At 68.1% G+C, this 23951-nt stretch carries 24 protein-coding genes; 18 read left to right on the forward strand and 6 right to left on the reverse strand.

What is annotated here, in order from left to right; genetic code table 11:
• Nucleotides 1–13 precede the first annotated feature (13 nt).
• From VLK31_RS34075 to VLK31_RS34110, 8 genes are all read left to right on the forward strand, one after another.
• Entirely contained in the window at nt 14–1423 is a 1410-nt protein-coding gene (locus VLK31_RS34075; protein WP_409172919.1) for an AmpG family muropeptide MFS transporter, read from the forward strand.
• A 159-nt stretch (nt 1424–1582) separates the two neighbouring features.
• Complete coding sequence (locus VLK31_RS34080; protein WP_409172920.1) at nt 1583–2788, forward strand: beta-ketoacyl-[acyl-carrier-protein] synthase family protein; 1206 nt, start codon at nt 1583–1585, stop codon at nt 2786–2788.
• A 26-nt stretch (nt 2789–2814) separates the two neighbouring features.
• On the forward strand, nt 2815–3654 hold the full coding sequence (locus VLK31_RS34085) for a beta-ketoacyl synthase chain length factor (protein WP_409172921.1): 840 nt from the start codon (nt 2815–2817) through the stop codon (nt 3652–3654).
• 3 nt (nt 3655–3657) lie between these two features.
• A complete protein-coding gene (locus VLK31_RS34090; protein ID WP_409172922.1) occupies nt 3658–5310 on the forward strand; it encodes an NAD(P)/FAD-dependent oxidoreductase in 1653 nt (550 codons plus the stop codon).
• 53 nt (nt 5311–5363) lie between these two features.
• Nucleotides 5364–6086, forward strand: a complete 723-nt coding sequence (locus tag VLK31_RS34095) for a response regulator (protein WP_409172923.1) — start codon at nt 5364–5366, stop codon at nt 6084–6086.
• Nucleotides 6087–6096: 10 nt separating this feature from the next.
• Nucleotides 6097–7296, forward strand: a complete 1200-nt coding sequence (locus VLK31_RS34100) for an ATP-binding protein (RefSeq protein ID WP_409172924.1) — start codon at nt 6097–6099, stop codon at nt 7294–7296.
• Nucleotides 7297–7428: 132 nt separating this feature from the next.
• Nucleotides 7429–8688, forward strand: coding sequence for an O-antigen ligase family protein (locus VLK31_RS34105; protein WP_409172925.1), 1260 nt, complete (start codon nt 7429–7431; stop codon nt 8686–8688).
• 8 nt (nt 8689–8696) lie between these two features.
• Entirely contained in the window at nt 8697–9710 is a 1014-nt protein-coding gene (locus tag VLK31_RS34110) for a hypothetical protein (protein WP_409172926.1), read from the forward strand.
• Nucleotides 9711–9738: 28 nt separating this feature from the next.
• Here VLK31_RS34110 and VLK31_RS34115 read toward each other — a convergent pair whose 3' ends face one another.
• Nucleotides 9739–9948 (reverse strand): zinc-finger domain-containing protein, encoded by a 210-nt coding sequence (locus tag VLK31_RS34115; protein WP_093127844.1) that lies wholly within the window; start codon nt 9946–9948, stop codon nt 9739–9741.
• A 5-nt stretch (nt 9949–9953) separates the two neighbouring features.
• Complete coding sequence (locus tag VLK31_RS34120) at nt 9954–10904, reverse strand: branched-chain amino acid transaminase (RefSeq protein WP_409172927.1); 951 nt, start codon at nt 10902–10904, stop codon at nt 9954–9956.
• A 132-nt stretch (nt 10905–11036) separates the two neighbouring features.
• On the opposite strand from VLK31_RS34120, the gene VLK31_RS34125 reads away from it, so the two are divergent.
• On the forward strand, nt 11037–12062 hold the full coding sequence (locus tag VLK31_RS34125) for a recombination-associated protein RdgC (RefSeq protein ID WP_409172928.1): 1026 nt from the start codon (nt 11037–11039) through the stop codon (nt 12060–12062).
• 21 nt (nt 12063–12083) lie between these two features.
• Here the strand turns inward: VLK31_RS34125 and VLK31_RS34130 are convergent, their stop codons facing one another.
• Entirely contained in the window at nt 12084–13295 is a 1212-nt protein-coding gene (locus VLK31_RS34130) for a M20 aminoacylase family protein (RefSeq protein WP_409172929.1), read from the reverse strand.
• Nucleotides 13296–13318: 23 nt separating this feature from the next.
• Nucleotides 13319–14680, reverse strand: a complete 1362-nt coding sequence (locus tag VLK31_RS34135; protein WP_409172930.1) for an MFS transporter — start codon at nt 14678–14680, stop codon at nt 13319–13321.
• Between the two features lie 214 nt (nt 14681–14894).
• Between VLK31_RS34135 and VLK31_RS34140 the strand changes: the two genes are divergently transcribed.
• Nucleotides 14895–15851 carry a LysR family transcriptional regulator gene (locus VLK31_RS34140; protein ID WP_409172931.1) on the forward strand — a complete coding sequence of 319 codons (957 nt, stop codon included), beginning with the start codon at nt 14895–14897 and terminating at the stop codon, nt 15849–15851.
• A 6-nt stretch (nt 15852–15857) separates the two neighbouring features.
• On the opposite strand, the gene VLK31_RS34145 is transcribed toward VLK31_RS34140, so the two are convergent.
• Nucleotides 15858–16292, reverse strand: coding sequence for a glycerate kinase (locus tag VLK31_RS34145; protein ID WP_409172932.1), 435 nt, complete (start codon nt 16290–16292; stop codon nt 15858–15860).
• Between the two features lie 148 nt (nt 16293–16440).
• Here VLK31_RS34145 and VLK31_RS34150 point away from each other — a divergent pair, with 148 nt between their 5' ends.
• Nucleotides 16441–16896: a hypothetical protein gene (locus VLK31_RS34150; protein ID WP_409172933.1), complete on the forward strand. Its 456-nt coding sequence runs from the start codon at nt 16441–16443 to the stop codon at nt 16894–16896.
• A 63-nt stretch (nt 16897–16959) separates the two neighbouring features.
• Here VLK31_RS34150 and radA read toward each other — a convergent pair whose 3' ends face one another.
• A complete protein-coding gene (gene radA, locus VLK31_RS34155; protein WP_409172934.1) occupies nt 16960–18348 on the reverse strand; it encodes a DNA repair protein RadA in 1389 nt (462 codons plus the stop codon).
• A gap of 100 nt (nt 18349–18448) precedes the next feature.
• Here radA and hpaR point away from each other — a divergent pair, with 100 nt between their 5' ends.
• From hpaR to VLK31_RS34190, 7 genes are read left to right on the forward strand one after another with little or no spacing between them, the layout of a single operon-like run.
• Nucleotides 18449–18883: a homoprotocatechuate degradation operon regulator HpaR gene (gene hpaR, locus VLK31_RS34160; RefSeq protein ID WP_013538719.1), complete on the forward strand. Its 435-nt coding sequence runs from the start codon at nt 18449–18451 to the stop codon at nt 18881–18883.
• Nucleotides 18880–19539 (forward strand): fumarylacetoacetate hydrolase family protein, encoded by a 660-nt coding sequence (locus tag VLK31_RS34165; protein ID WP_409172935.1) that lies wholly within the window; start codon nt 18880–18882, stop codon nt 19537–19539. Before hpaR ends, VLK31_RS34165 begins: the two co-directional genes overlap by 4 nt.
• Nucleotides 19536–20318: a fumarylacetoacetate hydrolase family protein gene (locus VLK31_RS34170; protein WP_409172936.1), complete on the forward strand. Its 783-nt coding sequence runs from the start codon at nt 19536–19538 to the stop codon at nt 20316–20318. The genes VLK31_RS34165 and VLK31_RS34170 overlap by 4 nt, the downstream gene beginning before the upstream one ends.
• The gene (hpaE, locus tag VLK31_RS34175) at nt 20315–21778 is read left to right on the forward strand and encodes a 5-carboxymethyl-2-hydroxymuconate semialdehyde dehydrogenase (RefSeq protein WP_409172937.1); all 1464 of its coding nucleotides are present in this window, start codon (nt 20315–20317) and stop codon (nt 21776–21778) included. Before VLK31_RS34170 ends, hpaE begins: the two co-directional genes overlap by 4 nt.
• Nucleotides 21775–22785, forward strand: a complete 1011-nt coding sequence (locus VLK31_RS34180; RefSeq protein WP_409172938.1) for a tripartite tricarboxylate transporter substrate binding protein — start codon at nt 21775–21777, stop codon at nt 22783–22785. Before hpaE ends, VLK31_RS34180 begins: the two co-directional genes overlap by 4 nt.
• 3 nt (nt 22786–22788) lie before the next feature.
• On the forward strand, nt 22789–23124 hold the full coding sequence (locus VLK31_RS34185) for an aromatic ring-opening dioxygenase subunit LigA (RefSeq protein ID WP_409172939.1): 336 nt from the start codon (nt 22789–22791) through the stop codon (nt 23122–23124).
• Complete coding sequence (locus VLK31_RS34190) at nt 23121–23948, forward strand: extradiol ring-cleavage dioxygenase (protein ID WP_409172940.1); 828 nt, start codon at nt 23121–23123, stop codon at nt 23946–23948. The genes VLK31_RS34185 and VLK31_RS34190 overlap by 4 nt, the downstream gene beginning before the upstream one ends.
• Nucleotides 23949–23951: the final 3 nt, after the last annotated feature.

Here is a 23951-nt window from a genome sequence, read left to right on the forward strand (position 1 = left end):
ACCCCCGTCACTCATGGACAATCCCACACCCATGTCCGCATCGCCTGCAGAAACCCCTACCCCCTCCTCGACGTCATCCACGTCCACCCCGCCCTCCCTGCCGTGGCGCGACGCGCTCAAGGTCTACCTGGAGCCCGCCACGCTGCGCATGCTGGCGCTGGGCTTCTCGGCCGGGCTGCCGCTGCTGCTGGTGCTGGGCACGCTGAGCTTCCGGCTGCGCGAGGCGGGCATCGACCGCACCACCATCGGCTACCTGAGCTGGGTCGGGCTGGCCTATGGCTTCAAGTGGGTGTGGGCGCCGCTGGTCGACCGGCTGCCGCTGCCGCCGCTCACCACGCTGCTGGGGCGCCGGCGCGGCTGGCTGCTGCTGGCGCAGGGCGTGGTCATCGTGGGGCTGGTCGGCATGGCCATGAACGACCCGCGCCTGGGGCTGAAGCCATTGATATGGTGCGCGCTGCTGGTGGCCTTCGGCTCGGCCACGCAGGACATTGCGCTGGACGCCTTTCGCATCGAGTCGGCCGAATCGCGCAAGCAGGCCGCGCTGGCCGCCGCCTATCAAACGGGCTACCGGCTGGCGATGATCTGGGCCGGCGCCGGCGTGCTGTGGGTCGCGGCCTGGGCCGAGGTGGCGCCCGCCGTGGCGGCCACCGGCGTGGCGGCGTACCAGAACGGCGCCTGGAAGACGGCCTACCTGGTGATGGCCGCCTCGATGGCCGTGGGCGTGGTCACCGTGCTGCTCTCGCCGGAGCCGGTGCGGCGCGTGCTGCCCAAGGCGAAGAACGCGGCCGAATGGCTGCAGGTTGCGCTGGTCGAGCCCTTTGCCGACTTCATTCGCCGCTACAAGTGGCAGGCCGCGCTGATCCTCTCGCTCATTGCCATCTACCGCATCAGCGACGTGGTGATGGGCATCATGGCCAACCCGTTCTATGTGGACATGGGCTTCACCAAGGACGAGGTGGCCACGGTCAGCAAGATCTACGGCGTGGTCATGACGCTGGTGGGCGCCTTCGTGGGCGGCGTGCTGTCGATGCGCCTGGGCGTGATGCGCGTGCTGATGCTGGGCGCGGTGCTGAGCGCGGCCAGCAACCTGCTGTTCGCCTGGCTGGCCTCGCGCGGGCACGACCTGACCGCGCTGATCGCCGTGGTGTCGGCCGACAACCTGGCCGGCGGCATCGCCTCGGCGGCCTTCATCGCCTACCTGTCGAGCCTGACCAACATCAGCTACTCGGCCACGCAGTACGCGCTGTTCAGCTCGCTGATGCTGCTGCTGCCCAAGTTCATTGCCGGCTATTCCGGCGTGTTTGTCGACGCCTACGGCTACAGCACCTTCTTCATTGCCACCGCCGTGCTGGGCGTGCCGGTGCTGGTACTGGTGGCGCTGGCCGCGCGGCTCACCAACACCCGGCCCGCGGACCCGCCCTAGGGGCAATGGCGTCTTGCGGGACGCCGGTGCTTATAGGACACCGCCGACGCGCCGCGCAGCCCGCAACTGGTAGGCTGTTTGTGTTTACATTCAATTTTTGCTGCTTTCCGTTTCTTTTCAGCGCCTTTGCGTCGCCAGCAAGCCCACACCCCCAAGACCGTGCCGACCCGAATCACTCCCCTCCAAATCAGCGCCTACACGGCGACCTCCGCGGTCGGTGTCGGCAAGGAAGCACTGGCCGACGCGCTGGCGCAGTCGCGCAGCGGCCTGCGCGCCAATGACTTCGGCGACGCGCCGCTGCCCACCTGGATCGGCCGGGTCGAAGGCGTGGAAGACGTGCGCCTGCCCGAAGCGCTCGCGCAATGGGACTGCCGCAACAACCGGCTGGCCTACATGGGCCTGCAGGCCGACGGCTTCATGCAGGCGGTGGCCGCCGCGCGCGAAAAGTACGGCGCCTCGCGCATCGCGCTGATCCTGGGCACCTCGACCGCCAGCATCGGCGAGACCGAGCTGGCCTACACCCAGCTGGACGCGGAAGGCAACTTTCAGCCCCACCAGCGCCGCGCCGGCGTGCACACGCCGCATTCGCTGGCCATGTTCACGCAGGCGCTGCTGGGCATCAGCGGGCCGAGCGAAACCATCTCCACGGCTTGCTCGTCCAGCGCCAAGGTGTTTGCCTCGGCCGAGCGGCTCATTCGCCTGGGCTTGGCCGACGCTGCCGTGGTGGGCGGGGCCGACACGCTGTGCGGCAGCGTGCTGTTCGGCTTCAACTCGCTGGAGCTGGTGTCCACCGAACCCTGCCGCCCGTTCGATGCGAACCGCAACGGCATCAGCCTGGGCGAGGCCGCGGGCTTTGCGCTGGTGGAGCGCGTGCAGGCCGGCGCCCACGCGTCGCCGCTGCGCCTGCTGGGCTACGGTGAAGCCAGCGACGCGCACCACATGTCCACCCCGCACCCCGAGGGCCTGGGCGCCGAACGCGCGCTCGACGAGGCGCTGGCACGCGCCGGCCTCGCGCCCGACGCCATCGACTACATCAACATGCACGGCACCTCCAGCCAGAAGAACGACGAGGTCGAGGGCGCGCTGGTGTCGCGCCGCTTTCCGGCCACCACGCACGCCAGCTCGACCAAGGGCTTCATGGGCCACACGCTGGGCGCCGCGGGCATCGTCGAAGCAGTCGTGAGCCTGCTGGCCATCGAGCGCGGCCTGATGCCGGGCACGGTCAACACCCGCACGTTGGACGAGGGCTTCGGCCCGCAGATCAAGCTGGCGCCGGTGCGCGGCGAGGTGCGCTACGCGCTGTCCAATTCGTTCGGCTTTGGCGGCAACAACTGCTCGCTGGTGTTCGGCAAGGCGCAGGCATGACACTCGCCCACCCGATGACACCCCCGATGAGCGCCCCTACACCCCCCGTTCTTTACATCGAAGGCCCCGCCTTCTGGACACCCACCCTGCCCGGCTGGGAGGCCGCGCGCGCCGCCTTTCGCGGTGAAGGCACGCTGACCGACCCGCCCGCCAAGCGCCCCTCGCCGCAGGTGCTGGCCCCGGCAGAACGCCGCCGCGCACCCGACACCGTGGCGCTGGCGCTCGAAGTGGCGGCCGCGGCCATGGCCGCCTCGGGCCGCAATGCCGCCGAAGTGCCCTGCGTGTTCACGTCGGCGCACGGCGACCTGTCGATCAACGACTACATGTGCAGCACGCTGGCAACCGACCCCAAGGTGCTGTCACCCACCAAGTTCCACAACTCGGTGCACAACGCGGCCGTGGGCTACTGGACCATCGGCACCGGCTGCATGGCGGCCAGCAACGCCATTTCGGCTTTCGACCACAGCTTTGCCGAGGGCCTGCTCGAGGCCGCCGTGCAATGCGCGGCGGACCAGGAGGCGGTCCTGCTGGTGGGCTACGACACGCCCACCGTGGGCGCGCTCACGTCCGCCACCGACAGCCGCGGCCTGCTCGCGGTGGCGCTGGTGCTGGCGCCCGCGCCCTCCGAGCGCACCGTGGCGGCGCTGCACTGGTCGCTGGCCAGCGACGCCGACGCGGCCCCCGTGGCCACGCCGCCGCGCTCGGACGCCGCCAGGTCGCTCGTCGGCCTCAACCCGATGGCGGACGCGCTGGCGCTGTTCGAGCGCCTGGCGCACTTGGACGCGAGCGACATCGCCCCCGTCGAGCTGCCCCTGTCCCCTTCCCTTTCACTTCGGCTGCAGCTGCAGCCCCTCAACCGGAACTGACCCATGAACGATGCTGCGCCTGACAACTTCGACGCAGTGATCATGGGCGGCGGCCTGGCAGGCCTGACGCTCGCACTGCAACTGCGCCAGCGCTTTGCCGACCTGCGCGTGCTGGTGCTGGAGCGCCGCGCGCACCCGGTGCCGCATGCGGCGCACAAGGTGGGCGAGTCGTCGGTGGAAATTGGCGCGCACTACTTCGACACCGTGCTGGGCCTGAAGGCCCACATGGACGAGAAGCAGCTGCGCAAGTTCGGCTTTCGCTTTTTCTTCAGCGAAGGCCGCAGCGACATCGACAACGTGACCGAGATCGGCGCAAGCCGCTACCTGTCGGTGCCCAGCTACCAGATCGACCGCGGCATCTTCGAGAACTTTCTGGCCGAGGAAGCCGCGCGCCAGGGCGTGCAGTTTGTCGACAGCGCGCTGGTGCGGCGCATCGAGCTGAGCGAGGACGCGGCCACGCCGCACCACATCGAGTGGACGCGCGGCGAGCAAACCCACCGCACCCAGGCCCGCTGGCTCATCGACGCCTGCGGGCGCGCCGGCATGCTCAAGCGCAAGCTGGGCCTGGCCGAGCCGAACGCGCACGACGTGAACGCGGTGTGGTTTCGCATTGGCGAGCGCATTGCCATCGACGAGTGGAGCGACAGCGCCGAATGGCGCGAGCGCTGCAACCCGCAGGCGCGCTGGCTGTCGACCAACCACCTGGTGGGCGCGGGCTACTGGGCCTGGCTGATTCCGCTGGCCTCGGGCTCGCACTCGGTGGGCATCGTGGCCGACCCCAAGCTGCATCCGCTGGACACCATCGACACCTTCGACAAGGCCATGGCCTGGTTCGCCACCTACCAGCCGCGCCTGTACGAGGCGCTGGACGGCAAGCGCCACCTGCTGCAGGACTTCGCGTTCCTCAAGCACTTCTCGCACGGTTGCAAGCAGGTGTTCTCGGGGCGCCAGCGCTGGGCAATGACGGGCGAGGCGGGCCTGTTTCTCGACCCCTTCTATTCGCCGGGCAGCGACTTCATTGCCATCGGCAACACCTACATCACCGACCTGATCGCGCAAGACCGCGCGGGCCGCCCGCTGGAGGCGCGCGCGCAGTTGTACGACCAGATCTACCACTCGTTCTACGAGAGCACGCTGGCGCTCTACCAAGACCAGTACCCGCTGTTCGGCGACCCCGAGGTGCTGCCGGTGAAGGTGATCTGGGACTACGCCTACTACTGGGGCGTGCTCTCGCAAATCTTCTTCCAGCAGCGCCTGACCGACCTGCACGCGCTGGGCAGCCTGAAGAGCGAGATGCACCACTGCCAGCGCCTCAACCTTGCGGTGCAGACGCTGCTGCGCCACTGGTCGGGCGTGAGCGAGCGCGCCAACCCCGCCGTGATGCTCGACCAGGCCGCCATGCCGTGGTTCGCGGAGCTCAACCGCAGCCTGAAGGACACGCTGGACGACGCGGGCTTTCGCGCGCGCATCCGCGCCGCCACCGTGCAGTTGCGCCAGCTGGCCGGTGAAATCCTGGAACGCGCACGCGCCGCCGATGCCAACGTGGACGCCGGCGAAGTGCCTGAACTGCTCGCGCAGAATCTCAATCTCCCCCCGGCGGCCGCAGGACAGGGCGCTATGCTTTTCGCAGCTGCGCCGGTTGACACTGCCGCCTGAGGTTTACCCAACTTTACGGAGCGTTCAAGCCTGCTTGCTCCCTGTGGACGACCATGAAGCGCATGAGCACCCCCCAACTCCTGATGATCGAAGACGACGCCCGCCTGGCACAGATGGTGGGCGAGTACCTGACGCAGTCGGGCTTCGCCTTCAACCACGCCGGTGACGGCGCCAGCGGCCTGGAGCAGCTGCAACAGCACGCGCCCGACCTGGTGATCCTCGACCTGATGCTGCCCGACACCGACGGGCTCGAAGTGTGCCGCCGCATCCGCGCGCTGCCGGGTGCGCTGTCGAAGGTGTCGGTGCTGATGCTGACCGCCAAGGGCGACCCGATGGACCGCATCATCGGCCTGGAGATCGGCGCGGACGACTACCTGCCCAAGCCCTTCGAGCCGCGCGAGCTGCTGGCGCGCATTCGCGCCGTGCTGCGCCGGCGCAGCGAGAACGCCACCGAGAGCGAAGCCTCCACGGTGATGCGCTTCGGCACCCTGGAAATCGACCGCAACGCGCGCACCGTGGCCGTGGCCGGCGCGCTGGCCGACCTCACCTCCTACCAGTTCGACCTGCTGGTGGCCATGGCAGAGCGCGCGGGCCGCGTGCTCACGCGCGACCAGATCATGGAGGCCGTGCGCGGGCGCGAGCTGGAGGCCTTCGACCGTTCCATCGACGTGCACATGGGCCGCATTCGCGCGGCCATCGAGGTCGACGCGAAGAACCCCAAGCGCATCCTCACGGTGCGCGGCGTTGGGTACGTCTTCGCCAAGCAGCAAGACTGAGCGGCTGCCGATGCTGCGCAGCTTCTATTCCCGCCACTTGTACGTGCGCATCTGGCTGGCCGTGGTGGCCGGCGTGGTCATCCTCACGCTGATGGCCAACTGGATCGTGCGCGAGGCGGCCGAGGCCGAACGCGAGCGGCTGGCGCCGGTGCCGCGCAACGTGGTGGTGCTGGACGCGCAGGACAAGCAGATCGGCACCGGCACCGCGCTGCGCGTGCCGGGCCAGGGCCTGGAGTTCGACGTGACGCTGGGCGACGGCAAAGCCGTCACGCTGCGCGTGGCGCCACGCGAGCGGCCCGCCGGCGGGGGTGGCTTTGCGCCGTGGCGCACGCCCTTCGGGCTGGGCTGGATGATCGCCCTGGTGGGCGTGGCGGTGGCGCTGGGTGTGTACCCGATCGTGCGGCGCATCACGCAGCGGCTGGAGTCGCTGCAGCGCGGCGTGCAGCGCTGGGGTGAAGGGGATCTGTCGGTGCGCGTGACCGAAGAAGGGCAAGACGAAGTGGCTGATCTCTCCAAACGATTCAACGCATCCGCCGAGCGCATCGAAAAGCTGGTGCGCTCGCACAAGTCGCTGCTGGCCAACGCCTCGCACGAGCTGCGTTCGCCGCTCACACGCATCCGCATGGGGCTGGAGCTGATGGGCGATCGCCCGAGCCCTTCCGCGCGCGAAGAAATTTCGCGCAACATCGGCGAGCTCGACCAGCTCATCGACGAAATTCTGCTGGCCAGCCGGCTGGACGCCAGCGAGGCCGACATGGGCACTATCGAGGCGGTCGACCTGACCGGCCTGGCGGCCGAGGAATGCGCGCAAGTGAACGCCGAGCTCGACCTGGCCGAAGGCACAGACAACGCCAACCTCACCGTGCCGGGCGTGTCGCGCCTGCTGCGCCGGGCCATCCGCAACCTGCTGGAAAACGCGCGCCGCTACGGTGCCGGCGAAATCGCGGTCGAGCTGGGCAGCGCCAACGGTTACTCGACGGTGCGCGTGAACGACCGCGGGCCGGGCGTGCCGCCGGCCCTGCGCGAACGCATCTTCGAGCCCTTCTACCGCCTGCCCGGCGCCAGCGAGCGCAACGGCGGCGTGGGCCTGGGGCTGGCGCTGGTGAAGTCGATTGCCGAGCGGCACGGCGGCACGGTGCGCTGCGAAGACCGCCCAGGCGGCGGCGCGAGCTTCGTGATCCGGCTGCCGACGGCGGCGCGCGCCCACTGACCCTCCCGCGCTCGTGCGCTGAACGCAGCGCCGGGCCGCAAGCGTCGCCCCCGGCGAGGGGGAAGGAGAAGCGACACGAAGTGCGCAAAGCCTGGGGGAGTACCAAACCTGTCCACCTAAAATCCCGGCCCTATGCAGAGATCGCACATCGTTCGGCCCGCGGCCATGTTCTGGGGGCTGGTGGTGTTCATGCCGGTCGGCGTCACCTACCTGTCGGCCATCTTGCTGCTGCTCACCCTGCTGGTGGCCGGCGACGGGCGCGAGCGACTGGCGCGGCTGCGTGCCAACCCGCTGTGGTGGCCGGTGATGGCCTACCTGGCCTGGACCCTCGTGGTGCTGGCCGTGCGACCGCACTACCCCGAAACCCCCTCCAACCTGTTCCATGGGCTGCGCATAGGCCTCACGCTGCTGATGGCGATGGCGCTCACGCGCGAAGAAGCCATCTGGGCGCTGCGCGGCTTCCTGCTGGTGGCGGCACTGAACGTGCTGCTGATCGTTCTTTACTACGCCATCGGCTTTCCGCTGTGGTCGCCACTGCGCGCGGTGGTGATGGAGGTGGGCAACAAGTCGATCAGCAACGCGCTGCTGTTCAGCGTGGTGGCATCCACCGCCGCCGTGTGGGGCCTTGCGCAGATTGCCGCGCACAGGCCGCTGCGCGCCATTCCGGCCTTTGTGCTGATGCTCGGGCTGGGCCTGGTGGTGGCGCTGCCGCTGACCTCGCGCACCTCCGTGTTGGCGCTGCTGCTGGTGGTGCCGGCGGTGTGCATCCACCAGTGGCGCAACCATCTGAAGATGCTGGTGGGCGCGCTGGTGCTGGGTGCCGTGGTGCTGGGCACGGGGCTGTACCAGTTGCCGCAGCTGCAGCAGAAGGTAGAGACCGGCGTGCAGGAACTCGAAAAGGCGCAGGCCGGCGCGGTGTTCCACGGCAGCTGGGTCATTCGCTACTACATGTACCGCGACACCAGCCTCATGATTGCCGAACGGCCGCTCACCGGCTGGGGCATCGGCGGCTGGACCGAGCAATGGCACAAGCACGGCCCGGTGCTGTTCGCCGACTCGAACATGCCGCACAACGACTTTCTTTGGGTGGGCGCGCAGGGCGGGTTGCCGGCCTTGCTGAGCCTGCTGGTCATCATGGCCGGCGCGGTCTGGCAGGCCTGGAAACGGCCCGACATCGCGGGCCGCTATGCGCTGGCCGCCACGCTGATTGCGCTGATCGCGTCGAGCGTGAACTCGGCGCTGCGCGATGCGCAGATCGGCCTGGCGCTGCTGTGGATCGCCATGATCTACCTGCGGCTGGCGCAGGAAAAGAACGACCCGGACCCGTGGCGCGACCTGTGGCCGCGCCGCCTGGGCGCCAAGGTGCTTCCCACCACCGCCACCTCCAACTGAACCCGCCCATGCGCTTTGCTGCGACCCTTCTTTCGGCCGCCCTCCTGCCCCCCCTTGCCTTCGGCACCGCGGCCCATGCGGCGCCCCTCGACGTGCGCGACCTGAGCGCAACAGCAGGCGCAGGCGCGCACTTTCCCGTCATAGCCGGTGGCAACGCCAAGGCGACCGAACGCATCAACCAGGCGCTGTTCATCGGCCACTTTGCGCAGATGGCGCCCCGCGCGGGCGATGCCGTACCGCCGATCGACGGCATGAGCTACCGCGTGTTGCGCAACGATAGCCACGTGCTGTCGCTGCAGCTCGACAACGACCAGTGCGGCAACACCTGCGGGCATTCGAGCGCCACACCGGCCTTCGACGTCGCCTCCGGGCGCCACCTGCTGGCCGACGACCTGTTCACGGCGCAAGGCCGCGAGGCCATCGCGCGCAAGGCACTGGACGCACGGACCGCCGCGAAGCGCGCCGAGCTGGCGACACTGCGCAGGCAGCCGGCCACGGACATGGATGCGCAAGACAAGATCGGCCTGTACGAGGCCTGCAAGCCCGGCCCCGCGCTGGTCGGCCGCATGCGGGTCGAGGCTCAGGCGGTGGTGTTCGTGCAGCCGCGCTGCGCCAACCGCGCGCAGCGCCAGCTCGACGATCTCGGCGACCACGAAAGCCGCATGCCGATGGCCGAGCTCAGGCCCTGGATGAGCGACTACGGCCGCTTGTTGCTGCTGGGGGAAGGTTCGGCGCCGGAACCCGCATCGCCGTTCGGCCAGGTGCTGCACGGCAGCATCGACGCCAAGCTGCCCATCACGCTGAGCCTGGGCGAGCCCCGGGCCGACGGCAAAGTGGACGGCGTGTATTTCTACGACCGCTACCGCGCGCCGATCATGCTGGCGGGCCGTGTGCGCGACGGCACGGTCGAACTGGAAGAGCGCGCGTCGCATGCCCGCTTGCGACTGAAGACCGAAGGCGCCGCGTTGCGCGGCGACTGGCGCAGCGGGCAGAAGACACTGCCCGTGGCCGTCGCGCCCTGAGCCGCGAGCGGCTCAGCGGGTCAGCGGGTCAATGCCGCGATGAAACCGTTTCACCGGCCTTCAGGCGGTACACCGTGCCGCAGTACGGGCACTTGGCTTCGCCGGTGCGCGCCACGTCGAGGTAGACCTTCGGGTGGTTGTTCCAGAGCTTCATGTCGGCCTTGGGGCTGGGGCAGAACACGCCGCCTTGATGATTGAGCTCCTTGGCCAGGAGTTCGACGACTGCATTGGTGGACATGGGATTCAGACTTTCGTGAGCCAGTGGGCGTACTTGGGATTCTTGCCGTTCACGATGTCGAAGAAGGCAGACTGGATTTTCTCGGTGATGGGGCCGCGCGAGCCACCGTCGCCGCGGTTGCCGATCTCGATGCGGTCGAGCTCGCGGATGGGCGTCACTTCGGCGGCGGTGCCGGTGAAGAAGGCCTCGTCGGCAATGTAGACCTCGTCGCGCGTGATGCGCTTTTGCACCAGCTCCAGGCCCAGGTCCTTGCAGATGTGCAGGATGGTGTTGCGCGTGATGCCGTTGAGCGCGCCGGCCGACAGGTCGGGCGTGTACACCACGCCGCCCTTGACCACGAACACGTTCTCGCCCGCGCCTTCCGACACGAAGCCGCTCGCGTCGAGCAGCAGCGCCTCGTCGTAGCCGTCGTCCAGCGCTTCCATGTTGGCCAGGATCGAGTTGGTGTAGTTGCTCACCGCCTTGGCCTGCGTCATGGTGATGTTGACGTGGTGGCGCGTGTAGCTGGAGGTCTTCACGCGGATGCCGCGGCGCAAGCCTTCTTCGCCAAGGTAGGCGCCCCACGACCAGGCCGCGACCATGGCGTGGATCTTGTTGCCGCGCGGGCTCACGCCGAGCTTTTCGGAGCCGATCCAGATCAGCGGGCGCAGGTAGCAGCTTTCGAGCTTGTTCTCGCGCACCACCTGTTTCTGGGCCTCGTTGAGCTGCTCCTGCGTGAACGGAATCGTCATGCGCAGGATCTTGGCGCTGTTGAACAGCCGCTCGGTGTGCTCGGCCAGGCGGAAGATGGCCGTGCCCTCGGGCGTCTTGTAGGCGCGCACGCCCTCGAAAGCGCCGCAGCCGTAGTGCAGCGTGTGGCTCAGCACGTGGATCTTGGCGTCGCGCCAGTCCACGAGTTCGCCGTCCATCCAGATCTTGCCGTCACGGTCGTCCAGCGAGGGGGGGATCGAGCTCATTTACTGATTCCTTTGGGAGCGGTGTGGGGGAGCGACCGGGGCCAGTCGCAAAAGCTTTCGATTTTACGGCGGCGCAATTCCCGAGGTGCCCGACAATGATCGGTTGTCCAAACCAGTGGAAAAAGGGTTCCCGTGTCCGTATTCAAGAACGTCATCGTCTATCGCATCGAACCGGGCTGGTCCCAGACACTGGCCGAGGCGGAAGAAGGCCTCGGCAAGCAGCGCTTTGTGCCGTGCGGCCCCTCGCAGGAGAAGTCCGCCGGCTGGGTCGAGCCCCGCGGCGAGGCCAACGGCCCGCTGGTGGAGTCCATCGACGGCCAGTGGCTGGTCGAGTACATGGTCGAAAGCAAGCAGGTCCCAGGCTCCGTGGTGCGCCGCAAGCTCGACGAGCGCTGCGCCGGCATCGAGGCCACCACCGGGCGCAAACCCGGCAAGAAGGAAAAGAAGGACCTGAAGGAAGACATCACGCTGGAGCTGCTGCCCATGGCCTTCACGCGCAGCGCGCGCGTGACGGTGTGGCTCGACAAGGCCGAGAACCGCCTGGTGATCAACAGCGGCAACGCCTCGCGCGCCGACGAAGTGGTCACCAGCCTGGTGAAGTCGTTCGACGGCTTTGCCGTGGCGCTGGTCAACACGCAGGTGGAGCCCGCCGCCGCCATGGCCAACTGGCTGCTCACGCAGGAGCCGCCGGCCGGTTTCACCATCGACCGCGACTGCGAGCTCAAGGCCTCCGACGACTCCAAGGCCGTGGTGCGCTACGCCAAGCACCCGCTGGACATCGAAGAGGTCAAGCAGCACATCACCGACGGCAAGCGCCCCACGCGCCTGGCCATGACGTGGGACGACCGCGTGTCCTTCGAGCTCACGCACGGCATGCTGATTCGCAAGATCACCTTCCTCGAAGGCACCGGCGACGGTGCCTCGGGCGGCAAGAAGGAAGACAACTTCGACGCCGACGTGGCCATTGCCACCGGCGAACTCGGCCAGCTGGTGCCGGCGCTGCTGGAGGCGCTGGGCGGCGAGGCGGCGTTCTCGGCGGCGCTGCCGGACGAAGCGGCCAAGACCGCGACAGCACCGAAGACCGCAGCCCCGAAGACCGCAGCCCCCAAGGCAGCGGCGCCCAGCGACGCGCCCGAGGAAGAAGACGCGCCGTTCTGACGCCCCCTCGAGCAACGACCTTCAAGCGACCAGGTAGGTCTGCGCAAGCCGCACCCAGCAGGCCGCGCCCAGCGGCAGCACCGCGTCGTTGAAGTCGTAGCCGGGGTTGTGCACCATGCAGCCCCCGAACTCGCCCTCCCCGTTGCCCAGCATCAGATAGCAGCCCGGCAACGCGGCAAGCATCCAGGCAAAGTCTTCGCTGCCCGCAAAGCCCTTGGGCACCTGCGTGACGACGTTCTCCTCGCCCACCAGCTCGGCGCAGACCTGCGCGGCCAGCAGCGTCTCGGCCGCGGTGTTGACCACCGGCGGCACCAGCTGGCGGTAGTCGATCTCGGCCTCCACGCCGTGCGCCTGCGCGGTGAACTGCACGATCTCGCGGATGCGCTGCTCGACCAGCGCGCGCGTTTCGGGCCGCGCGGCGCGCACGTTCAGGCCCAGCGTCACCGACTGCGGAATCACGTTGTGCGTGGCGCCGCCGCGAATGAAGCCGACCGACACCACCGCCGTGTCGTCGGGCGCCACGTTGCGCGCCACCACCGTCTGCAAGGCCGTGACCACGGCGGCGGCGGCCGCGACCGGGTCGCGCGCACGGTGCGGCATGGCGCCATGGCCGCCCACGCCCTTCAGGGTGACGTCGGCCACGTCGGACGACAGCGTCACTGGCCCGGTGACGGCCAGCATCGTGCCCACCGGCACGCCGGGCGCGTTGTGCAACGCGTACACGGCGTCGCAGGGGAAGCGCTCGAACAGACCGTCTTCGATCATTGCGCGCGCGCCGCAGAGGTTTTCTTCGTCGGGCTGGAAGATCAGGTTCAGCGTGCCGTCGAAGTTGCGCGCCTTGGCCAGCGCCTTGGCCGCCGCCAGCAGGATGGCCGTGTGGCCGTCGTGCCCGCAGGCGTGCATGCGACCGGGGTTGCGGCTGGCATACGGCAGGCCGGTGGCCTCGGCGATGGGCAGCGCGTCCATGTCGGCGCGAATGCCCAGACGGCGCGTGCCGTGGCCCAGCTTCAGCTGCGCCACGATGCCGGTCTTGCCGATGCCCGTGTGCACCGCGTAGCCCCAGCTGCGCAGCAGGTTGGCAACGAGTTCGCTGGTGGCGCTCACCTCGAAGCCGAGCTCCGGGTTGGCGTGGATCTGGCGGCGGATGTCGACGAAGGCCTGCGTGTCGATGTCGGCCTGCGGCAGCAGGCGCGACAGAATGCGGGCGGTGTGGGGGCTGAGTTGGCGGGTCATGGCAGTCGCTCGGTTGTCGAAGTTCAGGCGGCCTTGCGTTCGCGCAGGCTCAGCAGCGCGCCCAGGCTCAGCACGCCGCACACCATCATGTAGAAGGCCGGCGCCATCGGGTTGCCGGTCTTGGCGAGCAGCCAGGTCACGACGAACTGCGAGGAGCCGCCGAACACCGTCACGCCCACGCTGTAGATCACCGAAATGCCGCTGGCGCGCACGCCGGCCGGCAGCATCTCGAGCAGCATCAGAAACATGGGCGTGGTGCCGATGTTCACGCTCGCGGTCAGCAGCGCGGAAAGCGCCAGCACCAGCGGCACGCTCGGGTAATGGCCGATGAGCCAGAACACCGGGTACACCGCAATCACGCTGAACAGCAGCGAGCCGATCACCAGCGGCTTGCGTTGGGGCAACCTGTCGGCCAGGCGGCCGGCCACCAGCGACACCACGAACAGCGTGATGCCGGTGACGCAGCCCGACAGCAGCGACAGCGAGGGCGGCATGTGCAGCACGCGAATCATGTAGGTGGGCATGAAGAACACCACCAGGTACATCGTGGCCGTGCCCGCGGTGGTGGCCAGAATGCCCTTGAGCACCGTGCCGCCATGCGCACGCAGCAGCCGGCCGACCGGGCTCGATTCGTGGCTGTCGGCGGTGTGCGTTTCCTGGAGGTGCGAGCGGATGTACAGGCCCACCGGCGCAATCAGCAGGCCGAGCAGGAAGGGCAGGCGCCAGCCCCAGCTTTCGAGCGAGGCCTGCGGCAGCGCGGCGTACAGCGCGGCGCCGGTGAGCGCGCCCAGCAAGGCCGACACGCCCTGGCTGGCAAGCTGCCAGCTCACGCGAAAGCCGCGGCCCTTCACGCCGCCGGATTCCATCAGCATGGCGGTGGCCGCGCCCACTTCGCCGCCGAGCGAAAAGCCCTGCAGCAGCCGGCCCGCCACGATCATCAGCGAGCCGAACACGCCGGCCGACGCATAGGTGGGCGCGAAGGCGATGCACAGCGTGCCCAGCACCATGAGGCCGATGGTCAGCGTCATGGCGGCCTTGCGGCCCTTGCGGTCGGCGTAGTTGCCGATGATCACGCCGCCCAGCGGGCGCATCACGAAGCCGATGCCGAAGGTGGCCACGGCCAGCAGCAGCGAGCCGTAGGCGCTGTCGGAAGGAAAGAACAGCTTGCCGATGAGCAGCGCGAAGAAGCTGTAGACGGTGAAGTCGTACATCTCCAGCGCATTGCCCAGCGAGCAGGCCGCAATCAGGCGGAACTGGCTCTGCTTGCCCTTGCCGCGCGCGGCGCCTTCGGAAGCGGGCGCGGCGGGCGCGGCGGGCGCGGCCGGCGTGGAGGTGGGCGGCGAAGAAACCCGTATCGGGCTGGCGGGCAGTGCGGCTTGGCTCATTTCATGTGTCTCCACGAACAGGTTGCGCAGGATCGGACGACCCCTTGGCGGCGGAGTATTCAGCCAAAGCGCGCGGGCGCAGAATCACAAATTTTCATGCTGATAACCAAATGGAATCCCCCACACAAACAGCCGTGCGGGACCATCCGTACAAGTACCAGCACGGCGCATGCGCGCCTCTTTTTCCAGCGTACCCAGAAAGAACGGCACCACGATGAAGCTGCAACAGTTGCGCGTTCTGCTGGCGGTGGCCCAGCACGGCAGCATCCATGAAGCCTCGCGCAGCCTGCACACCACGCAGCCCGCGCTGTCCAAGACCATCTCGGAACTGGAGCGCGAACTGGGCGTGACGCTGCTGTCGCGTTCCACGCGCGGTGTGAGCCTCACGGCCTATGGCGTGGCGCTGGTCAAGCGCGCCAGCCTGGTCGAGCAGGAGCTGCGGCATGCGCTGGAAGACATCGAAGCAATCCGCGGGCACGACGAGGCGCAGCTGAACATCGGCTTCACCGCCGTGGCCTCCAGCGGGCCGCTGCCCGACGCCATGGCGTCGTTTCGCCAGCGCTTTGCCAATGTGGCGATGCGCGGCTTCGAGCTGCGCCCGCAGCAGATCTTCGAAGGTCTGCGCGAAGGCCGGCTCGACCTGGGGTTGATATCGACCTGCAACGGGCCGGGCACCAACGCCTTTCAGTGGGAGCCGCTGTTTTCGGTGGCCATGCACCTGTCGGTGCGCGCCGGGCATCCGCTGCGGCGCGTGCGCAAGCTGCGCACACTGCTGGACGCCGACTGGCTGGTGCTCGACCCGATCGACGACGCCGGCAGCCCGCTGGTCAGCATGATGCAGATGCACGGGCTCGAACTGCCCCGGCGCATGGTGCAGAGCGCGTCGAACCTGCTGGGCCTGCAGCTGGCCACGCAGACCGACATGATCAGCATGTGGTCGGACTTCGTGTTCCACGGCGCCGGGCCGCTGCGGCTGCAGCCCGGCTTGCTGGAGAAGCTGCCGATCACCGACGCGCTGCCCGACTTCGACGTGTTCCTGGTCTACCGCTCGGCCGACCTGATGACGCACGCATGCGCCGAGTTCGCCAAGGAAGCGCGCCACCATGCCAAGGCGAACCCGCCGTGGCGGCTGCCGCAGCGCAAGTCAGATGCGGATGCGGATGCGGGCTGAAGAGGCTCAGGCAGCGGGGGTCTGCGTGGGGTCGTCCGTTGCCGTGTCGGGCCGCGTCATGGTCCAGCTCTGCAGCTTGCCGCCCACGAACACCGCGTCGACATACGACTCACCGCCGTCGGTCCAGCGGTAGTGCTCGGGCTGCTCGTCCTTGGGCGAGCGCAGTTCGCCCAGGGCGCGCGTCATCGCAATCACGTGCATCAGCGTGACGCCGGGCTTGAGCTTGGCGTTGAGCATCACGGCGCTGCCCACGTAGCCCACGGGCCGCTCGGCGGCGCGCTTGAGCACCTGCATGGCGCGGTTGAAGTGCAGCAGCAGGAACATGATGATCGCGCCGCCGGCCAGGGCCACGCCGCCCCATCCGCCGCTGCGCCAGGCCAGCCCGAGAAGAAGGATGGCGCCGACCGGCACCAGAAATTTCTTGAAATTCATGGCGGGCATTGTCGCCGCCCGCCGCGGGGCCTCGAAGTAGCGGCCCCGACTACCGCCGGGCGCACAGGAAGGTACTCAGGCCCAAATACACCTGCGCCGGGAGCGCCAGCAGGCACATTTCGCTTCACGGGCATCGGCCCGGGCCACTGAAAAGCGTATGACCATTCCGCGTTCCGTCACCTTCGTTCGTCTCACCCTTGTCGCCGCGCTCGCGGGCACCGCATTGAGCGGCTGCTACGTGGTGCCGCTCGGACAACCCGCTCCCGCCGTACCGTCTTCGCAGTCGTACGCCGTGGCACCGGGCCCGATCGCGCAGACCTTCAATGCGCGGCTGTACCCGTCCAACGCCGAGGCATCACGCTACGGCGCGGTGGCCGGCACGGTCACGAACGACATGAACGGCCGTGGCCACTTCAACGCGCTCATCGGCGGTGAACAGTTTCAGGGAGAGGCGACCCGGGTTGCAGGCTCGCGAGGCACCGGTGTGGCAAATGCCACCGGTACACGCGGCGGCAACCTGAGTTGCCAGTACACGATGAACTCGGCCACGCTGGGCAGCGGTCAATGCGTGCTCAACGGCGGACCGGCGTTCACGATGCACATCGGGGGGTAGGGAGGGTAGGCCCGGCGCGCCACGGTGCGCCGGGTCATTTTTTGCCGGCTGGCCGGCAACGGATCAATCGAGGCGGCGGACCACGTCCATCGCCTCTTCGATGCGGTCGACGGCGTGGATCGTCAGCCCTTCGATTTCCTTCGCGCCCTTTCGGGGCGCGTTGGCTTTGGGGACCACCGCCACGCTGTAGCCCAGCTTGGCGGCCTCGCGCAGGCGCTCCTGCCCGCGCGGCGCCGGGCGCACCTCGCCGGCCAGGCCCACTTCACCGAACGCGATGAAGCCCTTGGGCAGCGGCTTGCCGCGCAGGCTCGAGGTGATGGCCAGCATCACCGCCAGGTCGGCCGCGGGCTCGCTGATGCGCACACCGCCCACCGCGTTCACGAACACGTCCTGGTCCATGCAGGCCACGCCCGCATGACGGTGCAGCACGGCCAGCAGCATGGCCAGGCGGTCGCGGTCCAGGCCCACCGACAGGCGGCGCGGGCTGGGCCCGCCGTTGTCGACCAGCGCCTGAATTTCCACCAGCATCGGCCGCGTGCCTTCGAGCGTGACCAGCACCACGCTGCCGGGCACCGGCTCGGTGTGCTGGCTCAGGAAGATGGCGCTCGGGTTGGTCACGCCCTTCAGGCCGCGCTCGGTCATGGCGAACACGCCAATCTCGTTGACCGCGCCAAAGCGGTTCTTGATGGCGCGCACCAGACGAAAGCTCGAATGCGTGTCGCCCTCGAAATACAGCACCGTGTCGACCATGTGCTCGAGCACGCGCGGGCCGGCCAGCGCCCCTTCTTTGGTGACGTGGCCCACCAGCACCACGGCCGTGCCGCTGGTCTTGGCAAAGCGCGTGAGGTGCGCCGCGCATTCGCGCACCTGCGCCACCGAGCCGGGCGCGGACGTGAGCTGGTCTGAGTACACCGTCTGGATCGAGTCGATCACCGCAATGGCCGGGCGCGTGGCGTCGAGCGTGGCGATGATCTTCTCCAGCTGAATCTCGGCCAGCACCTGCACCTGCGAGTGGTCCAGACCGAGCCGCCTGGAGCGCAACGCCACCTGCGAGCCGCTCTCTTCACCGGTGACATACAGCGCGTTCTGCCCCGCGCGCTGCAGCGCATCGACCGCCTGCAGCAGCAGCGTCGACTTGCCGATGCCCGGGTCGCCACCGATCAGCGTGACGCCGCCCGACACGATGCCCCCGCCCAGCACGCGGTCGAGCTCGTCGATGCCGGTGGGCGTGCGCGCGATGTCGGTCGCTTCGATTTCCGACAGGGTGGCCAGTTCGGAGACGCCCGCCAGCGGCGAGAACTGCGTGCCGAAGCGGTTGTTGGCCGGCGCGTTGCTGCCCGCCACCTGCTCGATCAATGTGTTCCATGCGCCGCAGCTCGGGCATTTGCCGAGCCATTTGGGGCTGGTGCCGCCGCATTCACTGCAGACGAAAGTTGTTTTGTCCTTGGCCATGCAACGAGTTTAGGTGTCCGCACAAACCCTGATGCCGGGTGCCTTGGAAAGAAAGCACCAATCATTTAACATGTTAACTAATTCAGAAAAGAGACCTGCCTTGAGCACGACATTCACGCACCGCAATTTGCCGCGCCTGCTGCTGCAGGCCCGCGAAGCCGTGATGGCCCACACCCGGCCCAGCCTGCGCGAACACGCGCTGTCCGACCAGCAATGGCGCGTGCTGCGCGTGCTGGGCGAGCACGGCGCGGTCGACACCGGCCGGGTGGCGCGCGAGGCCTTCATCCTCGGCCCCAGCCTCACTGGCGTGCTGGCACGCATGGAGCGCGACAACCTCATCACCCGCGCACGCGACCCGGCCGACCAGCGCCGCACCGTGGTGGAGGCCACGCCGCACGGCATGAAGCTGGTCAAGCGCCTGGGCACCAGCATCGAGGCGCACTACGACTGGATGGAAAAGTCGCTTGGCAAAGCCAAGCTCACGCAGCTCTACGGGCTGCTCGACGAACTCATCGCACTGGAGCAACCTTCATGAGCAGCGCACCGCATTTCCTTCCGACCGGCACGGTGTACGGCACCCTGCTGAACTTTCGCGCCGAGGCCGAGGCGCTTGCGCCGCAGATGACGCAGCCGCCCTACAAGGCACCGCCCAAGGCGCCCGTGCTCTATGTGAAGACGGCCAACACCTGGAGCCCGCACGGCAGCGCCATCGCGGTGCCGGCGGGCGTGCCCGAAGTGGAAGTCGGCGCGAGCATCGGCATGGTGATCGGCGCCGAGGGCGACATCGAAGGCTTCGTGCTGGTCAACGACCTGTCGATTCCGCATGCGAGCTTCTTCCGCCCGCCGGTGAAGTTCAAGTGCGTCGACGGCTTCCTGGGCATCGGCGCGGTGCTGCGCGACGCGCAGGAGGTGGCCGACCCCGCGAGCTTTCGTGTCGAGGTGCGCATCAACGGCACGCTGGCGCAGTCCATCGACTTCTCGCAGCTCGTGCGCCCTGCGCAGCAGTTGCTGGCCGACGTGGGCGAGTTCATGACGCTCGCGCACGGCGACGTGCTGCTGCTCGGCTGCGACCTGGGCCGCCCGCTGGCCCGCGCGGGTGACCGCATCGACATCTCGGCCCCGGGCTTCGAGACCCTCGGCAACACACTGGTCGACACCCTGATCGACACGCCGGTGAAGGAAGCCGCATGAAGCACGCACGCGTCATTTTCGAAGGCCGCGAACACACCGGCACCGCGCACGAATTCAACGGCCATGCCGACGCCGCCGTTCGCCTGGACGACGGCCGCGTCGTGCCGCAAGAGCAGCTCACCTGGCTGCCGCCGCTCGCACCCACGGCACGCCCACGCACCATCCTCGCGCTCGGCCTGAACTACGCCGACCATGCGAAGGAACTGGAGTTCAAGGCGCCCGAAGAACCGCTGGTGTTCGTGAAGGGCCAGAGCGCGCTCATCGGCCACCGCCAGCGCACGCACCGCCCGGCGGACGTGAAGTTCATGCACTACGAATGCGAGCTGGCCATCGTGGTCGGCAAGACCGCGAAGAACGTGCAGCGTGCCGATGCCTGCGACTTCATCGGCGGCTACACGGTGGCCAACGACTACGCCATTCGCGACTACCTGGAGAACTGGTACCGCCCCAACCTGCGCGTGAAGAACCGCGACACCTGCACGCCGGTGGGGCCGTGGTTCGTCGACGCGGCCGACGTGCCCAACCCGATGGCGCTGGCACTGCGCACCACGGTGAACGGCACCGTCACGCAGCAGGGCAACACGCGCGACATGATCTTCGACGCGCCTTTTCTCATCGAGTATTTCAGCCGCTTCATGACGCTCTCGCCGGGCGACCTGATCCTCACGGGCACGCCCGACGGCGTGGTCGACTGCCAGCCAGGCGACGTGATCGTCACGGAGATCGAGGGCATTGGCGCGCTCATGAACACCATCGAGACCATCCAAGGAAAAACATGAGAGTCGACCACCTGATCAACGGCAAGTCTGTCACCGGCAAGGACTACTTCGAAACCGTCAACCCCGCCACGCAGGAAGTGCTGGCCGAGGTGGCCTCGGGCGGCGAGGCCGAAGTGAACGCGGCCGTGGCCGCCGCCAAGGAAGCGTTCCCCAAGTGGGCCGGCATGCCCGCGCCCGAGCGCGCCAAGCTGATCCGCAAGCTGGGCGACCTGATTGCGCAGCACGTGCCCGAGATTGCGCAGACCGAAACCAACGACTGCGGCCAGGTCATCGCACAGACCGGCAAGCAGCTCATTCCGCGCGCGGCCGACAACTTCTACTACTTCGCCGAGATGTGCACCCGCGTGGACGGCCACACCTACCCCACGCCCACGCACCTGAACTACACGCTGTTCCACCCCGTGGGCGTGTGCGCGCTCATCAGCCCGTGGAACGTGCCGTTCATGACGGCCACCTGGAAGGTCGCGCCCTGCCTGGCCTTCGGGAACACGGCGGTGCTGAAGATGAGCGAGCTCTCGCCGCTCTCGGCCGCGCGCCTGGGCGAGCTGGCGCTCGAAGCGGGCATTCCGCCCGGCGTGCTGAACCTGGTGCACGGCTACGGCAAGGAAGCCGGCGAGCCGCTGGTGGCGCACCCCGACGTGCGCGCCATTTCGTTCACCGGCTCCACCGCCACGGGCAACCGCATCGTGAAGAGCGCCGGGCTGAAGAAGTTCAGCATGGAGCTGGGCGGCAAAAGCCCGTTCGTGATTTTCGAGGACGCCGACCTCGACCGCGCGCTGGACGCGGCCGTGTTCATGATCTTCAGCAACAACGGCGAGCGCTGCACGGCGGGCTCGCGCATTCTGGTGCAGCAGTCGATCTACGCGGACTTTGCCGCCAAGTTCGCGGAGCGCGCCAAGCGCATCACCGTGGGCGACCCGCTGGACGAAAAAACCATCGTCGGGCCGATGATCTCGCAGGCTCACCTGGCCAAGGTGCGCAGCTACATCGAGCTGGGCCCGAAGGAAGGCGCCACGCTGCTGTGCGGCGGGCTGGACGCGCCGTCGAACCTGCCCGAGCGTGTGAAGCGCGGCAACTACGTGATGCCCACCGTGTTCGCCGATGTCGACAACCGCATGAAGATTGCGCAGGAAGAAATCTTCGGCCCGGTGGCCTGCCTGATTCCGTTCAAGGACGAGGCCGACGCCATTCGCCTGGCCAACGACATCGCCTACGGCCTGAGCAGCTACGTGTGGACCGAGAACATCGGCAAGGCGCACCGCGTGGCCGCGGCCGTGGAAGCCGGCATGTGCTTCGTCAACAGCCAGAACGTCAGAGACTTGCGCCAGCCCTTCGGCGGCACCAAGGCATCGGGCACGGGGCGCGAGGGCGGCACATGGAGCTATGAAGTTTTCTGCGAGCCGAAGAACGTGGCTGTGTCGATGGGGTCGCACCATATTCCGCACTGGGGTGTGGCGTGAGCCACGCGCCAAAACTGGCACTGGGGCGTGGCGTCAATACGCGACGCCGCACGCTGCTGCAGGGCGCGGCTGCATTTACCGCACTCCCTTCGCTGGCACGCGCGCAGGGCACATGGCCCAACAAACCGATCCGCGTCATCGTGCCCTTCACCCCAGGCGGCACCACCGACTTCGTCGCGCGCCTCGTGGGCGTGGAACTGTCGAAGGCGCTGGGCCAACCCGTCATCGTCGACAACAAGCCCGGCGCGGGCACGGTGATCGGCGTCGACGCGGCAGCCAAGGCCGCGCCCGACGGCTACACCTTCGTCTGCGTGGCCAACAGCTTCACGGCAAACCCCACGCTGCTGCGCAAGCTGCCCTACGACACACAGAAAGACCTGCGCCCGGTCGCGCTCATGGGCATGTCCGAGCACGTGCTGGCCACCCATCCGGCAAGCGGCCTGAAGACGCTCGCCGACCTGCGCAACCAGGCCAAGGCCAAGCCGGGCACGCTGAGCTTCGCGTCCTTCGGCAACGGCACCTCCGCGCACCTGTCGGGTGAAATGCTCAAGCTGCAGATGGGCCTGGACATCGTGCACGTGCCCTACAAGGGCCAGGGCCCAGCACTCACCGACCTGCTCGGCGGGCAGGTGACGATGATGTTCGGCAACTGGCCCGAGTTCCGCAGCCATGTGCAAAACGGCAAGCTGGTGGCGTTGGGCATGGCGACCGCGCAGCGCTCGCAGTACGCGCCGTCCATACCCACACTGGCGGAACAGGGCGTGCCCATCGAGTCCAATTCTTGGAACGGCCTTCTGGCCCCCGCCGGCACGCCCGACGCCGTGGTGCAACGCATGAACGCCGAGGTGAACCGCGCGCTGGCCGGGTCGGTGGTGGCGGAAGCTTTCCACAAGGGCGGCATCGCGTCGCTGTCGGGCACGCCGGAGCGCTTTGCGGCGTTCATCCAGAGCGAGATTGCGAAGTACGGCGACGTGATCCGCAAGGCCAACATCCAGGTCGAGGGCTGAACGATGAGCCTCTATGCGATGCAGAAGTTCTTGTTTGCGCTGAACCGCGAGCAAGAGGTGCAACGGCGCTATGCCGAAGGCGGCGATGCGCGCGCCACATTGCTCGGCGGCTACGACCTCAGCGACGAAGAGCGCGAGGCCATCGACAGCGGCGACATCGGCAAGCTCTACGTGCTGGGCTGCAACGGCCAGTTGCTGATGCACTTCGCGCCGCTGCTGGGCATCGCCTGGGCCGACTACCTCGAAGCCATGCGCGAGGGCGTGCGCAAGTACGGCCCGGTGCGCGCGGGCATCTATGCAATGACAACCGGCACCAACGAGAAAGTGGCAGGCGTATGAGCCTCGTATTCGCAGGCGTCTGCAGCCACGCCCCCGGCATCACCGGCCGCGCCCATCTGGCCGACCCGGCGGTGAAGGACGAGTTCCACGCGCAGTTCCATCGCTTCGGCGAGGCCATGCGCGCGACCAAGCCCGACGCGGTGATCGTCATTGCCGCAGAGCACTTCGCGAACTTCTTCATGAACAACATGCCGGCTTATGCCATTGGCATGGCCGACAGCTATGAAGGCCCGATCGAAGACCCGAAGTGGCTGGGCATCGCGAAGCGCACCATCCCCGGCGACGCCGCGCTCTCGCAGCGCCTCATTCGCGAGGTGATGCAGACGGTGGACGTGGCCTATGCGGAAGAATGGAAGTTCGACCACGGCATCATGGTGCCGCTGAACTTTCTCACGCCCGACTTCGACACCAAGGTGATTCCGGTGAACATCAACTGCCAGGGGCCGCCGCTCACGCCGTTGCACCGCGCGTGGGCCTTCGGCGAGGCCTTGCGCCGCGCCTGCGACAAGGCACCCGAACGCATTGCGCTGGTGGGCACCGGCGGCATTTCGCACTGGCCGGCCACGCCGGACTCGGGCAAGGTCAACGCCGAGTGGGACGCCGAGTTCATGCGCCGCTGGTGCGCCAACGACCGCGAAGGCATGCTCTCGCAAAGCGACTACGGCGACGAGGCCACCTACCGCGAAGCGGGCCAGGGCGGCTTCGAGATTCGCACCTTTCTCAGCGTGGCCGCGGCCGCGCGCGGCAAGGGCCAGATCTTTCACATGAAGGCCATCCCGATCTTCGCGGTGACATGCACCGCGGCGACCATGTCGGTGGAATGAACG

The sequence above is a fragment of the Variovorax sp. H27-G14 genome (assembly GCF_046156345.1).
Classification (GTDB): Bacteria; Pseudomonadota; Gammaproteobacteria; order Burkholderiales; family Burkholderiaceae_C; genus Variovorax.